Source organism: Kitasatospora sp. NPDC052868 (assembly GCF_044547105.1).
Lineage (GTDB): Bacteria > Actinomycetota > Actinomycetes > Streptomycetales > Streptomycetaceae > Kitasatospora.
In genome coordinates, this window is record NZ_JBITZW010000003.1 from 421,833 (window position 1) to 436,188 (window position 14,356).

At 74.3% G+C, this 14,356-nt stretch carries 6 protein-coding genes; 2 read left to right on the plus strand and 4 right to left on the minus strand.

The features are described from left to right. Positions 1–29: 29 nt before the first annotated feature. The 3 genes from ACIGZJ_RS08275 to ACIGZJ_RS08285 all read right to left on the minus strand — a co-directional run bounded on the left by ACIGZJ_RS08275 (position 30) and on the right by ACIGZJ_RS08285 (position 5,433). Positions 30–1,520: a phosphotransferase gene (locus ACIGZJ_RS08275; RefSeq protein ID WP_396456490.1), complete on the minus strand. Its 1,491-nt coding sequence runs from the start codon at positions 1,518–1,520 to the stop codon at positions 30–32. Positions 1,521–1,756: 236 nt separating this feature from the next. Then, positions 1,757–3,481 (minus strand): maltose alpha-D-glucosyltransferase, encoded by a 1,725-nt coding sequence (gene treS / locus ACIGZJ_RS08280; RefSeq protein ID WP_392929359.1) that lies wholly within the window; start codon positions 3,479–3,481, stop codon positions 1,757–1,759. Then, entirely contained in the window at positions 3,478–5,433 is a 1,956-nt protein-coding gene (locus ACIGZJ_RS08285) for an alpha-1,4-glucan--maltose-1-phosphate maltosyltransferase (RefSeq protein WP_396456549.1), read from the minus strand. The genes treS and ACIGZJ_RS08285 overlap by 4 nt, the downstream gene beginning before the upstream one ends. Before the next feature lie 1,055 nt (positions 5,434–6,488). Here ACIGZJ_RS08285 and glgP point away from each other — a divergent pair. Beyond that, a complete protein-coding gene (gene glgP / locus ACIGZJ_RS08290; RefSeq protein WP_396456491.1) occupies positions 6,489–9,194 on the plus strand; it encodes an alpha-glucan family phosphorylase in 2,706 nt (901 codons plus the stop codon). A gap of 69 nt (positions 9,195–9,263) precedes the next feature. On the opposite strand, the gene ACIGZJ_RS08295 is transcribed toward glgP, so the two are convergent. After that, positions 9,264–10,811 (minus strand): FAD-dependent monooxygenase, encoded by a 1,548-nt coding sequence (locus tag ACIGZJ_RS08295; RefSeq protein ID WP_396456492.1) that lies wholly within the window; start codon positions 10,809–10,811, stop codon positions 9,264–9,266. Positions 10,812–11,049: 238 nt separating this feature from the next. Between ACIGZJ_RS08295 and ACIGZJ_RS08300 the strand changes: the two genes are divergently transcribed. Then, on the plus strand, positions 11,050–14,343 hold the full coding sequence (locus ACIGZJ_RS08300; protein WP_396456493.1) for an AfsR/SARP family transcriptional regulator: 3,294 nt from the start codon (positions 11,050–11,052) through the stop codon (positions 14,341–14,343). The last annotated feature ends 13 nt before the right edge of the window (positions 14,344–14,356 follow it).

Here is a 14,356-nt window from a genome sequence, read left to right on the forward strand (position 1 = left end):
AGGGCGGAACGGGTCGGGCGGTGGTGGGCTCAGACGGTGAGGGCCAGGCGGTTGATCGCGGCGAGCGGGATCGGCAGCCAGCTCGGCCGGTGCCGGGCCTCGTACACCACCTCGTAGACCGCCTTGTCGATCTCCAGGGCGCGCATCAGCTCCGGCGAGGCGGCCGGGTCGGTGCCGCCGCCCGCGGTGTAGCCGGCGCAGAAGGCGGTGCGGTTGCGCTGCGCCCAGGCGGCGGCGAGGTGGGCCAGCTCCGGGTCGGACGGGCCGCCGGCCAGCAGGTGGGCGGCGGCGTAGTCGAAGGAGCGCAGCATCGCGGCCACGTCGCGCAGGGCGGTCTGCGGCTCGCGCCGCTCGGCGACCGACTTGGCGGGCTCCCCCTCGAAGTCCAGCAGCACCCAGCCGTGCGGGGTGCGCATCGCCTGGCCGAGGTGCAGGTCGCCGTGGATGCGCTGGACCGGCATGCCGTCCGGGTGCGCGTCGGCGAGCTGCTGGAAGGCGCTGCGCAGCGCGGCCCGGTAGCGCAGCAGGCCGGGGACGGCGGCCACCGCGCTGTCCAGCCGGTCGGCCATCGCGGTGGCCAGCCGGCGGGTCTGGGCGTGGTCGAGGCGGGCGACCGGCATCGAGCGGGCGAGCACCCGGTGCACCTCGGCGGTGGCCCGCCCGAGCCGGTGCGCCTCGATGGCGAAGTTGCCGGGCGACGGGTCCCCCTTGAGTCGGCCGACCTGGTCCAGGGCCAGCTCCCAGCCGTCCTCGGCCTCCGGCAGGTAGCGCTGGAGCAGCCCGAGGGTGGCCGGTTCGGCGCGCTCCAGCCGGCTCTCGAACCAGGCGGCGACCCGGGGGATGCGGGTGGAGCCGGCCCGGGAGAGGGCGAGCGAGAGCTCCAGGTCCGGGTTGGTGCCGGGGTGGATGCGGCGGAAGAGCTTGAGGATGTAGGAGGTGCCGTAGATGACCGAGCTGTTGGACTGCTCGGCGGTGGAGGCGCGTCCGGGCAGGTTGGCGGGCAGCCCGGAGCCGGGGGTGCGGCGGAACGAGAGCGAGCCGAAGCGGTCGCCGGTGGCCAGGTGTTCCAGCAGCCGCCCGGTCAGCTCGGGATCGTGGACGGCGTCGTAGAGCGCCGCACCGTCGTACGGGCCCTGGCTGAGCCGGCCGAGCACGGCGGTCGGCTCGATGCCGGCCGGGCCCTGCGAGCGGATGCCGAGCAGCAGCTGGTAGGTGTCCCCGTGCGGCGCGCCGGCGGTGGTGGCGTGTTCGACCCGCAGCAGCAGGTGCAGCAGGGCGGGGTCGCCGACCTGGAGCGGGGTGCCGACCACCGGGTGCAGGCCGGTGATGGCGCGGCCCTTTCCGGCGTACCAGCGCTGGGTCGGGAGCCACTCGGCGATCAGCGGCAGGGCCGCCTGGACGAGTTCGCTGACCCCCAGGGCGGTTCTCCGGGCCCCGGTGCCGCGCGTGCCCACCGACGCGGCGGCGCCGGTGGGGGTGTCACGGTGTACATGGGCTTGAGAACGGGAGGTTTCGGACATGACTCCCTTTCCCCGGAAGCGGGCGGACTGCCCGACGGGTCTGGCCGGGTCCGTCAGTCTTCCGGATTTCGGCGGCGCGGCGGCGACGGCACGCGAGCGGTGCTCAGGTGTCACGCCTTAGTGTGGGTGGCCGTTGGGCTGTTCTCCGTACGCGGTGGTGCAGAGACCTCCGGGGGCGCGGGGTCGAAGCTCTCGCGCCCCCGGAGGGTTTGGTGCGGACGGATTCTGACGGATCGTTACTTCGAGCGCCTGGTTCCGCTCAGCCGCGGGGGTTGGCGGAGCTGGAACCAGTAGAAGCCGTGTCCGGCGAGGGTGAGCAGGTACGGCCACTCGCCGATCGAGGGGAAGCGCACCCCGCCGATCAGCTCGACCGGGTACCGCCCTCCGTACTGCCGCAGATCCAGTTCGGTCGGCTGCGCGAACCGCGAGAAGTTGTTCACGCACATGACCAGGTCCCCCTCGTGCTCCCGCACGAAGGCCAGCACCGCGGGGTTGCTGGAGGGCAGTTCGGTGTACGTGCCGAGGCCGAACGCCGGATTGAGCTTGCGGATCTCGATCATGCGACGCGTCCAGTGCAGCAGGGAGCTCGAACTGCTCTGCTGAGCCTCGACGTTGGTCACCTGATAGCCGTACACCGGGTCCATGATGGGCGGCAGACTGAGCCTGCCCGGGTCGGCCGAGGAGAAACCCGCGTTGCGGTCCGGGGTCCACTGCATCGGTGTGCGCACACCGTCCCGGTCGCCCAGCCAGATGTTGTCGCCCATGCCGATCTCGTCCCCGTAGTAGAGCACCGGGGAGCCGGGCAGGGAGAGCAGCAGGGCGGTGAACAGTTCGATCTGGTTGTGGTCGTTCTCCAGCAGCGGGGCGAGCCGGCGGCGGATGCCCACGTTGGCGCGCATCCGGGGGTCCTTGGCGTACTCCGCGTACATGTAGTCGCGCTCCTCGTCGGTGACCATCTCCAGGGTCAGCTCGTCGTGGTTGCGCAGGAAGATGCCCCACTGGCAGCCGTGCGGGATCTTCGGGGTCTTGGCGAGGATCTCCGAGACCGGGTAGCGGGACTCCCGGCGGACGGCCATGAAGATCCGCGGCATCACCGGGAAGTGGAACGCCATGTGGCACTCGTCGCCGCCGGAGGAGAAGTCGCCGAAGTAGTCGACCACGTCCTCCGGCCACTGGTTGGCCTCGGCGAGCAGCACGGTGTCCGGGTAGTCGGCGTCGATCTCCTTGCGGACCCGCTGGAGGAACTCGTGGGTCTCCGGCAGGTTCTCGCAGTTGGTGCCCTCGCGGGCGAACAGGTAGGGCACCGCGTCCAGCCGGAAGCCGTCGATGCCGAGGTCGAGCCAGAACCGCAGCCCGGCGACCATCTCGTCCTGGACCCGGGGGTTGTCGTAGTTGAGGTCGGGCTGGTGGGAGAAGAAGCGGTGCCAGAAGTACTGCTTGCGGACCGGGTCGTAGGTCCAGTTGGAGGTCTCGGTGTCGACGAAGATGATCCGGGCGTCCGGGTACTGCTTGTCGTCGTCGGCCCACATGTAGAAGTCGCCGTAGGGGCCGTCCGGGTCCTCGCGGGAGGCCTGGAACCACGGGTGCTGGTCGCTGGTGTGGTTCATGACGAAGTCGATGACCACGCGCATGCCGCGGGCGTGCGCGGCGTCCACGAACTCCATGAAGTCGGCGAGGTCGCCGAACTCCGGCAGCACCGACTTGTAGTCGGCCACGTCGTACCCGCCGTCGCGCAGCGGCGAGGCGAAGAAGGGCGGCAGCCAGAGGCAGTCGACGCCGAGCCACTGCAGGTAGTCGAGTTTGGACGTGAGCCCCTTGAGGTCCCCGATCCCGTCGCCGTTGCTGTCCTGGAAGGACCGCACCAGCACCTCGTAGAAGACCGCACGCTTGAACCACTCCGGGTCCAGGTTCTTCTTCGAGGTCTCGGGGAAGGTGTCGGGGACGGGCTCGTTCACTGTCACGCTGGGTTCCTCCGAACCGTGAGGAGGTGAGCCGGCTCGGCTGAGGGATCGAGCCGGACGTAGTTGTGCCGGCCCCACGTGTAGGCGGCGCCGGTGAGCTCGTCGTGCACCGCGAACGGCCCGTCCCCGTCGAGGGTGACGGTGGCCTCCTGGGCGTGGTGCGGGTCCAGGTTCACCACGGTGATGACGTGGTCGGTGAGGCCCTCGGGCGTGGTCGCGGTCTTGGAGAAGGCGAGCACCTGGTCGTTGTCGGTCGGGTGGAAGGCGAGGCCGCGCAGCTGCTGCAGGCAGGGGTGCCGGCGGCGCAGCCGGTTCAGCACGGTGAGCAGCGGGGCGAGGCTGTCGGTACGGGTCCAGTCGCGCGGGCGCAGCTCGTACTTCTCCGAGTGCAGGTACTCCTCGGAGCCCGGGTGGGCCGGCTCGCCCTCGTACAGCTCGTAGCCGGCGTAGACGCCGTAGCTGGGGGAGAGGGTGGCGGCCAGCACGGCCCGAATGGCGAAGGCGGCGCGCCCGCCGGTCTGCAGGTACTCGTGCAGGATGTCCGGGGTGTTGGCGAAGAAGTTGGGACGCATGTACGAGGCCGCGTCACCGGAGAGCTCGGTGAGGTACTCGGTGAGTTCCTGCTTGGTGGTGCGCCAGGTGAAGTACGTGTACGACTGGTGGAAACCGATCTTCCCCAGGGTGTGCATCATGGCCGGCCGGGTGAACGCCTCCGCCAGGAACACCACGTCGGGGTCGGTGCGGGCGATCTCGGAGAGGACCTTCTCCCAGAACAGCACCGGCTTGGTGTGCGGGTTGTCGACCCGGAAGATCCGTACGCCGTGGGCCATCCAGAACCGAAGGATCCGCAGGGTTTCCTTGACGATTCCATCCATGTCCTGATCGAAGTTGACCGGATAGATGTCCTGGTACTTCTTCGGCGGGTTCTCGGCGTAGGCGATGGTGCCGTCGGCGCGGTGGCTGAACCACTCCGGGTGCTTGTTCACCCAGGGGTGGTCGGGGGAGCACTGCAGGGCGAAGTCCAGGGCCACCTCCAGGTGCAGCGCCCCGGCCTCGGCGACGAAGTGGTCGAAGTCCTCGATGGTGCCGAGGTCCGGGTGGACGGCGTCGTGGCCGCCCTCCGGCGAGCCGATCGCCCAGGGCGAGCCGACGTCGTGCGGACCGGCGGTCAGGGTGTTGTCCGGGCCCTTGCGGAAGGCCCGCCCGATCGGGTGGACCGGCGGCAGGTAGACCACGTCGAAGCCCATCGCGGCGACGGCGGGCAGTCGCTCGGCGGCGGTGCGCAGGGTGCCCGAGCGCGGCGGCTCGACGCCCGAAGGGTCCACCACCGCGCCCTCGGAGCGCGGGAAGAACTCGTACCAGGAGCCGTAGAGGGCCCGCTCCCGGTCCACCTGGAGCGGCAGCGGGCGGGTGGCGCTGACCAGCTCGCGCAGCGGGTACCTGGCCAGCAGGTCCAGCACCTCGGGGGCGAGCGCGGCGGCCAGCCGGGACAGCGGCGGCAGGCCGGTGTCGCGCAGCGCGTCCACCGCGGCCAGCACGTGCGCCCGGCCCTCCTTCTTCGGCACGCCGTTCGCGGCCCGCTCCAGCAGCAGCGCGCCCTCCTCCAGCACCAGCGCGGTGTCGATCCCGGCGGGCAGCTTGACCGCGGCGACCTTGCGCCAGGTGGCCAGCGGGTCGCTCCAAGCCTCCACCAGGTAGGACCAGCGGCCGGGCCCGGTCGGGGTGACGGACGCGCCCCAGCGGTCGCTGCCCTCGGAGAGCTCGCGCATCGGCGTCCACGGGCCGCTGCGCCCGCGCGGATCGCGCAGGACCACGTTGGCGTTCACCGCGTCGTGGCCCTCGCGGAACACGGTGGCGGTGACCGTGAAGGTCTCGCCGACCACGGCCTTGGCCGGGCGGCGGCCGGCGTCTACGAGTGGGCTGACGTCCAGGACGGGGATGCGGCCGATCACGGTGTCGCTCTCTGTCGTCTTGCGGGCGGCGGGCTTGCGGGCGGCAGGTTTGCGGGTGGCGGGTTCGTGGGCGGAGGGGCCGCCGGCGGGGGTGGCTGCGGCGGCGCTGCGGGCGGCCGGGCGGGCGGGCGCCCTGCGGGGTGCGGCGCCGCCCTCCGGGGTGGCGGTGGCGTTGGCGGTCGCGCTGCGCCGGGTGGTGGTGCGCTTGCGCGGTGCCGCGGTCCGGCTCTCCTCGGCCCCGGGTTGTCGGGCCGGTTCGGTGTGCTCCGCACGGACGGCCCCGGCACCCCGGGGCGCCGGCATCGCCGCGTCTGTCCGAGTGTCAGAATCCATCCGTCCGGCGGATTCCGCGACCGCTGCGTCGATGGCGTCGGCCACCGGTGTGGACTGGTCCCGCGTGTCGCCGTGCATGCCAAACTCCTGCCCGAGATCGGCGGCAGCTCCCGCGGGCCGGACGGGCCAGGGGAGTACCGGGAGGACTGCTGGGTGGGGAGGACGTGCGACCGGAAGCCTGCCCGCGCCACCGTCCCCGGCAACCTGCCCGACGCCCGCCGAGCCTGCGGCGGGGAGCCCGGGAGCCCGTGCGCGTCCCGGCGCACGCCTCTCGGGGTACGCCCCTGGGCGACCCAACCCACCCGTGAACGAGTGGGCCGTGTTCGAGGACACGCGTCGGTGCGCGGTGAGCGCCGAATGGGCTAAGGAGGTTGGAAAACGATCAGCACGAAAAGGATTCGGACGTGCTGCTTCAAGGGGGGCGCCACCTGTCGCCGCACTCCCCACAGCATCAACGACCTTGGTTCATAGTCGCATCGACGACCGGACTTTTGCAGCGGTACGACAGTAGTTTCGGGTCCTGTCCCGGGCGGCTCCATCGGTGGAAATGGATCTGTTCCGCAGTGTTCACGTATTGGTAGCGCGTTCCGCCGAAAAGTGCGCCTCGCGCGCCCCCTGTGCAGTCCAATGCGCCGAATGCGATCTCATCAATAGGCCGAACGGAGGCTCAATAGCCCGCTTGACGCACCATCACGACAGTGGCCGGGTCTACGCTTCACGCCGTGAAGGCAATCCGCAGATTCACCGTCCGCACCGTCCTGCCCGAACAACTCCAGCCGTTGCACGAGCTGGCCCTCAACCTGCGCTGGTCCTGGCACCCGGAGACCAGGGACCTCTTCCGGTCCGTGGACCCGGACGTCTGGGCCGCCACCGGTGAGGACCCGGTGCGGCTGCTGGGCGAGGTCCCGGCCGCCCGGCTCGCCGCGCTGGCCGTCGACCGGAGGTTCCTGCGCAGACTCGGCGACCTCGCCGACGACCTGCGGGACTACCTGACCGGCCCGCGCTGGTACCAGGGCGCCGAACAGGCCGGAGCCGGGCCGCTGCCCGAGGCCGTCGCGTACTTCTCGCCCGAGTACGGCATCGCCGCCGCGCTGCCGCAGTACTCCGGCGGGCTCGGCATCCTGGCCGGCGACCACCTCAAGGCCGCCAGCGACCTCGGCGTGCCGATCATCGGCGTGGGGCTGTTCTACCGGCACGGCTACTTCCGGCAGTCCCTCGACCGGGACGGCTGGCAGCAGGAGCGCTACCCGCTGCTCGACCCGGACGAACTCGCGGTCAGCCTGCTCCGCGAGGGTGACGGCACCCCCTGCCGGGTCGACCTCGCGCTGCCCGCCGGCCGCACCCTGGCCGCCCACATCTGGAAGGCCCAGGTCGGGCGCGTCCCGCTGCTGCTGCTCGACTCCGACATCGAGGCCAACTCGGCCGCCGAACGGGACGTCACCGACCGCCTCTACGGCGGCGGCAGCGAGCACCGGCTGCTCCAGGAGATGCTGCTCGGCATCGGCGGCGTCCGCGCGGTGCGCACCTACTGCCGCCTCACCGGCCACCCCGCCCCCGAGGTCTTCCACACCAACGAGGGCCACGCCGGCTTCCTCGGCGTCGAGCGGATCCGCGAGCTGGTCGCGGACCGGGGCTGCGACCTCGACTTCGCCGCCGCCCTGGAGTCCGTCCGGGCCGGCACCCTGTTCACCACCCACACCCCCGTGCCGGCCGGCATCGACCGCTTCGACCGCGAGCTGGTCGCCCGGCACTTCGGCGGCGACGCGGCCCTGCCCGGAGTCCCGGTCGAGCAGGTGCTCGCCCTCGGCGCCGAGACCTGGCGCGGCGGGGACGGCAAGCTGTTCAACATGGCCGCCATGGGCCTGCGGCTGGCCCAGCGGGCCAACGGCGTCTCCACGCTGCACGGCGAGGTCAGCCGGTCCATGTTCAACGGCCTCTGGCCCGGCTTCGACGCCGCCGACGTCCCGATCACCTCCGTCACCAACGGCGTCCACGCCGCCACCTGGATCGACCCGGCGGTCGTCCGGCTGGGCGCCGCCGAGATCGGCACCGACCGCGCCGAGTCCGCCATGACCACCGGCGACGCCAAGCGCTGGACCGGCCTGGAGCGGATCGGCAACACCGAGATCTGGGAGCTGCGCCGCAGCCTGCGCGCCCAGCTGGTCGACGAGGCCCGCCGCCGGCTGCGCACCTCCTGGCGCCAGCGCGGCGCCGGGGACGCCGAGCTCGGCTGGGTCTCCTCCGTCCTCGACCCGGACGTCCTCACCATCGGCTTCGCCCGGCGGGTGCCCTCCTACAAGCGGCTCACCCTGATGCTGCGCGACCAGCAGCGGCTGCGCGCCCTGCTGCTGGACCCGGCCCGGCCGGTGCAGATCGTGGTCGCCGGCAAGGCCCACCCGGCGGACGACGGCGGCAAGCGGCTGATCCAGCAGATGATCGCCTTCGCCGACGACCCGGCCGTCCGGCACCGGATCGTCTTCCTGCCGGACTACGACATGGCGATGGCCCAGCACCTCTACCCGGGCTGCGACGTCTGGCTGAACAACCCGCTGCGCCCGCTGGAGGCCTGCGGCACCTCGGGGATGAAGGCCGCGCTCAACGGCTGCCTCAACCTGTCCGTCCTGGACGGCTGGTGGGACGAGTGGTACGACGGCCAGAACGGCTGGGCGATCCCCACCGCCGACGGCACCGGCGGGCCGCTGGACCCGGACAGCCGGGAGGCCGAGCGCCGGGACGACATCGAGGCGGCCGCGCTGTACGACCTGATCGAGCACCAGGTGGCGGCCCGGTTCTACGACCGCGGTGCGGACGGCCTGCCGCACCGCTGGATCGCCATGGTCCGGCACACCCTGGTCACCCTCGGCCCCAAGGTGCTGGCGGGGCGGATGGTCCGCGAGTACGTCGAGCGGCTGTACGCCCCGGCGGCGCTGGCCCAGCGGGAGCTGGCGGCGGCCGGGCCCGGCGAGGCCCAGGAGAGCGGGCCGGTCACCGCCCCGCACGCCGGGGCGCGGGAGCTGGCCGCCTGGAAGGCCAAGGTCCGGGAGGCCTGGCCGGCCGTCCGGGTCGAGCACGTCGAGGCGGAGTGCCCGGACGAGGCGCAGGAGCTCGGCAGCTCGCTGGCGCTGCGGGTGCAGGTCGCGCTCGGGGCGCTGGATCCGGGTGACGTCGAGGTGCAGGTGGTGTCCGGGCGGGTGGACGAGTCGGACGGCATCTCCGATGCCTGTCTGCTGGCCCTCAAGCCGGTCGGCGGCTCCGACCTGGACGGGCGGACGCGCTACGAGGGCTCGCTGGAGCTCTGCCGCACCGGCCCGTTCGGGTACACCGTCCGGGTGCTGCCGGCCCACCCGCGGCTGGCCTCCCCGGCCGAGCTGGGGCTGGTGGCGCTGCCGGCCGAGTCCGCGGGGATGGACGCGGGGCTGCTGCGCTGAACGCGCCGGGGGCGGGCGGCCGGTTTGGTCCGGCCGCCCGCCCCCGGCTCCTGCGATCGGGAGCGGGGCTCAGACTTCCGGGCTGCCGAACCACCGGCGGGCGGCCCGCTCGAACGCCGCACGGTCGGGGGTGCGACCACCTGCCCAGGCGACCGCGCCGTCGGGACGGACGAGCACGGCGCCCAGGCCGAGGTCGTCCAGCGCCGGCCCGGCCGCGTACCTGGTCCGGCCCTCCCAGCCCTTCGCCGAACCGTGCAGGGCCCGGTCGGCGCTGAAGTCGAGGACGACGCCCCGTCCGTCGTGCATCAGGTCGCCGAGGCGGGTGCCGTCCGCGAGACGGAAGTCCGGGGCGCTACGGCCGGTCAGCGGGTGTTCGCCGCCGAGGTCGTAGCGGTCGGACGATCCTGATGTCCGCTCGAACACGTAGGTCGTGCCGTCCGCCGTCCCGAGCAGGTCACGGACCACTCGCTGGATCGCCCGGGCGTGCGGGCCCGGCCTCATGACCGCCACCTGGGCGCGCGACCAGTCGAGCACGCCCGCGCCGATCGGATGGCGCTCCCGGGTGTAGGTGTCGAGCAGGCCGTGCGGCGCGTACCCGTGCAGGGTCGCCGCGAGCTTCCAGCCCAGGTTCACGGCGTCGCCGAGGCCGAGGTTCAGCCCCTGGCCCCCGAGCGGGGAGTGGATGTGGGCGGCGTCGCCCGCGAGCAGCACGCGCCCCTGCCGGTAGGTCGTCGCCTGCATCGCCCGATCGGTGAAGGTCGAGGCGAGACGGACGTCCCTCAAGGTCACGTCGGTGGCCGAGACCCGGCGCAGAACCGCCTGGAGATGGTCCCGGGTCGGCGGCTGCGAGCGGTCGAACGCGCCGCCGTCGAAATCCATCAGGCCGAGGTGCCCGGCCAGGTGCGTCCGGAGGTACATGCCCGTCGGCGTCAGGTTGAAGCCGGGGCGCAGCTTCTCGGGATCGGCGACGGTCGCGAGCACGGCGTAGCCGGTGAGCTGCGGCTCGGTGCCGACGAAGTCGAAGCCCGCGAGCCGGCGCACCGTGCTGCGTCCGCCGTCGCAGCCGACGAGCCAGCGCGCCGCGTACGCGTGCCCGCCGGCTCGCGCGACCACGCCGTCGGCGTCCTGGGTGACGGCCGACACCGTGACACCGCGCCTGATCTCCACGCCGAGCCTGGACGCCCGCTCGGTCAGCACCGCCTCGACCGCTTCGAGGTTCGTCATCACGCCCTCCGCGGCGGGGCCGGGAAGCCGGAACGGCAGGGCGGCGAGGTCGACCCTGGCCGGATCGAGCATCAGACCGGCGAAGTGGCCCGCGCTGCGCGGGGGTGACGGCGTGTCCGGGTCGGAGTCCGCGGTGAGGTCCGCCCCGGGATCGTCGCGGACGCCCGCGGCCGTCAGCAGCGGGTGCAGCAGACCGCGGCGGTGGAACGCCTCGACCGACGCGGCGGACAGGCCCCTGATCCCGAGCGGTTCCGCCTTCCACGGGGAGCGGGGCTCCGGCTCCCGCTCCAGCACCAGGACGGAGCAGCCCGCGAGGCCGAGCTCGCAGGCGAGGAACAGGCCGACCGGGCCGGCGCCCACGATCGCTACGTCATACGTGACAGGGCTGTTCATGGTGGTGTCCCTGTTCATGGTGGTGTCCCCTCCGGGATCGGGACCGCCCGGTGGGCTCCGGCCGGCCGCCGCTGGACTTTGTCAGGCACCCAGAGGCTGACCCGGTCCGCTCACACGGGGCACACACGGCGCTGACACCCCGCCCCGCACCGTGTCGACGCCGGGTTCGCGCACCCGGCAGGAGCCGGGGCAGCGCGCTGATTTGGGGCCGCGAGGGTGTGCGCGCGAGGATCGGTGGATGGACGAGGAGACGCGGCTTCGCCTCACTCTGCTCGGCGCCTTCCAAGCGGCCCGCGGTGACGCCGCCCTGGCCGTTCCCGGTGCGCGGTTGCAGGCGCTGGCCGTACGGCTGGCGCTCGCCGGCGGCCGCCCCGTCGCCCCGGGTGTCCTGGTCGACGCGATCTGGGCCGACGCCCCGCCGGCCGGCCCCGCCCACGCCCTGCAGACCCTCGTCTCGCGGCTGCGCCGGGCCCTCGGTTCGGCCCGCGCCGTCGCGCAGGTCGCGGGCGGCTACCGGCTGGACGTGGACGCGTCCGACGTGGACGCGTTGCGGTTCGAGCGGCTCGCCGCCGCCGGCCGGGACCGCCTGCGCGCCGGCGACCCGAGTGCCGCGGCGGCCGTGCTCGGCGAGGCCGTGGCGCTGTGGGGCGATCCTCCCGGCGCCGGGCCCGCGGCCGTCGCCGCGGTGGCACCCGCGGCCGCGACCCGGCTGGCCCACGCCTCGGTCGAGGCCGTCGCCGACCTCGCCGACGCCGAGCTGTCCCTCGGCCGGGCCGACGCGGCCGCCGCCCGGCTGACCGCACTGCTCGCCGAGCAGCCGGTCCACGAGCGGGCGGCCGCGCTGCTCATCGACGCGCTCGCCGCCCAGGGCCGCCAGGCCGAGGCGCTGGCCCTGTACGGGCGGGTCCGCGAAGCCCTGGCCGACGCCCTCGGCACCGACCCGGGCGCCGCCCTGCGCGAGCGCCACCTGCGACTGCTGCGCGCCGAACCGCCCGCCCCGACCGCCGACGCCGGCCCGCCCGCCCCGGCCGCCGACGCCGCGCGGACCGGGCCGCCCGGGCCGGGCAACCTGCCCGCGCCGCTGACCGGCCTCATCGGCCGCGACGAGGACCTCGCCCGGATCGCCACCCGGTTAGCCGCCGGGCGTCTGGTCACCGTGCTCGGCCCCGGCGGCGCCGGCAAGACCCGGCTCGCCGTCGAGGCCGCCCGCCGCCACCGCCACGAGTACCGCGACGGCGCCTGGATGATCGACCTCGCCGCGGTCACCGAGCCGGCCAAGGTCGGCTCGGCCCTGCTCGCCGGGGCGGGGCCGGGCGGCGGCGCGGTGTTCGACGCCCGGACGCGCGTCGAGGGCGGGGAGCTGGACGTCCTCGTCGACCGGCTCGGCGGCCGGGAGAGCCTGCTGCTCGTCGACAACTGCGAGCACCTGATCGACGCCGTGGCCCACCTGGTCGCGGCCCTGCTGCCCCGGTGCCCCGGGCTGCGGGTGCTGGCCACCAGCCGCGAGCCCCTGGCGGTCGACGGCGAGGTGCTGGTGCCGCTCGGCCCGCTCGCCCTGCCCGGGCCGCAGGACGGTGTCGAGCAGGCCCGGCGGGCGGCGTCGGTACGCCTGTTCACCGAGCGGGCCGCGGCCGTGCGCCCGGGCTTCGAGGTGGACGGGACGACGCTCCCCGACGTCCGGCGGGTGGCCCGCGCCCTGGACGGGATGCCCCTGGCCCTCGAACTGGCGGCGGCCCGGCTGCGAACCCTGTCGCTGCCGGAGCTGGCCGACGGGCTGTCCGACCGGTTCCGGCTGCTCACCACCGGCAGCCGCACCGCGCCGCCCCGGCACCGCACGCTGCGCGCGGTCATCGCCTGGAGCTGGGACCTGCTCAGCGAGCCGGAGCGCACGGTCGCCGAACGCGTCTCGGTCCTGCCCGGAGGTGTCACGCCGGCCTCGGCCGCCGCGGTCTGCGCCGGCACCGCCGTGTCGGCGGCCGGGATCCCCGAGCTGCTCGCGGCCCTGGTCGACCGGTCGCTGCTGCGGCTCGCGCCCGACCCGGGCCGCTACCGCATGCTGGAGACGCTGCGCGAGTACGGCACCGACCGCCTGGCCGACACGGGCGACCTCGGCACCGTCCGCGACCTGGCGGCCGGCCACTTCGCCGGGCTGATGGCCCGGTACGACCCGCAGTTGCGCGGGCCCGGCCAGCTCGCGGCGATCCGCGTCGTGAGCGCCGAGTACGACAACACGCTCGCCGCCCTGCGCCGGCGGTGCGACAGCGGCGACGCCCCCGGCGCGGTCGCCCTCGCCCTGGACCTGACCTGGTACTGGCAGATGTTCGGCCGCCCCGCCGACGCGGCCTACTGGCTGGGCGAGGCCCTGGCGGTGCCCGGCGGCGAGCCGACGCCCGACCGCGACTGCGCCCACGCGATCCACCTGCTGAACCGGATCGACACCCGGTCGGGGGCGAGCGCGGAGGAGACCGCGGCCGACCACGCCGGGCTCCGCGCACTGGCCGACCGGCTGCTCGCCCACCCGGAGCCGCCCGGCCCGTACGGCGCGCTCGCCGCGCTCCCGCACGCGTTCCGGCCGGGGGCGGAGGGCACGCCCGCGATCATCGAGCACCTGGCCGACGGCGACGACGTGTGGCTGTCCGGGCTGGCCCGGATGTCCCGGGCCCGGCTCGCCGAGAACGCGGGCGAGCTCGACCGGACGCGCACCGACGTGGCGGCGGCGCTGGCCTGCTTCCGGCAGGTCGGCGACCGCTGGGGCCAGGCCAACGTGCTGCCGATGCGCGCCCAGCTGCGGCAGTACGACGACGACCTCGACGGCGCGCTGGCCGACCTGCGCGAGGCCCGGTCGCTGGCACGGGAGTTCGGCCCGCTCGGCCCCGGCGACGAGGTGTTCGGCGACCTGCGCTGGATCGACCTGCACCTGCGGCGCGGCGACACCGACCTGGTGGCCACGACGATCGACTCGGCCCGGGAGCGGGCGCTGCGCGCGGACTCGCCGGAGCTGAGGCTCCTGGTCGACGCGTGGGACGCCGCCTTCCGGGTGCGGCTCGGCGACCTGGACCGGGCCCGGGACCTGCTCGACGGAGCCGAACGGGGCCTGGACGGCGACTCCCCGTTCCCCGGCGGCCACGCCCGGGCGCTGGTCGGCAACGCCCGGGCGTCGCTGTACCTGGAAACCGGTGACCCGGCCGGCGCCGAGCGGGCGCTGGCGAAGGCGTACGCGGCGGCGCTGGAAACCCGGGACCTGCCCGTCCTGGCGCTGGTGGCGGTGAACACGGCCGCACTCGCCGCGGCGCACGGGCGGTACGAGGAGTCGGCCGTCCTGCTCGGCGCCGCCTCCCGGCTGCGCGGTGCTCACGACCGCACCGACCCGCAGGTCGGCGAGCTCACCCGGCGAGGGTGCGCCGCGCTGGGCGGGGAGGCCTTCGCAGCGGCGTACCGGACCGGCTGGGAGCTGGACGGGAGGGCGGCCGCGACCGAGGCCGACCCGGCCCGGCTGCGCCGGGGGCCGGGAACGACCCGCCAGCCCGGGTGATCCGCCGACAGCG

Bases quoted from the DNA above. Each gene is read 5' to 3' on its own strand.
- ACIGZJ_RS08295 (WP_396456492.1), bottom strand. From the start codon at position 10,811: ATGAACAGCCCTGTCACGTATGACGTAGCGATCGTGGGCGCCGGCCCG.
- ACIGZJ_RS08275 (WP_396456490.1), bottom strand. From the start codon at position 1,520: ATGTCCGAAACCTCCCGTTCTCAAGCCCATGTACACCGTGACACCCCC.
- ACIGZJ_RS08300 (WP_396456493.1), top strand. From the start codon at position 11,050: ATGGACGAGGAGACGCGGCTTCGCCTCACTCTGCTCGGCGCCTTCCAA.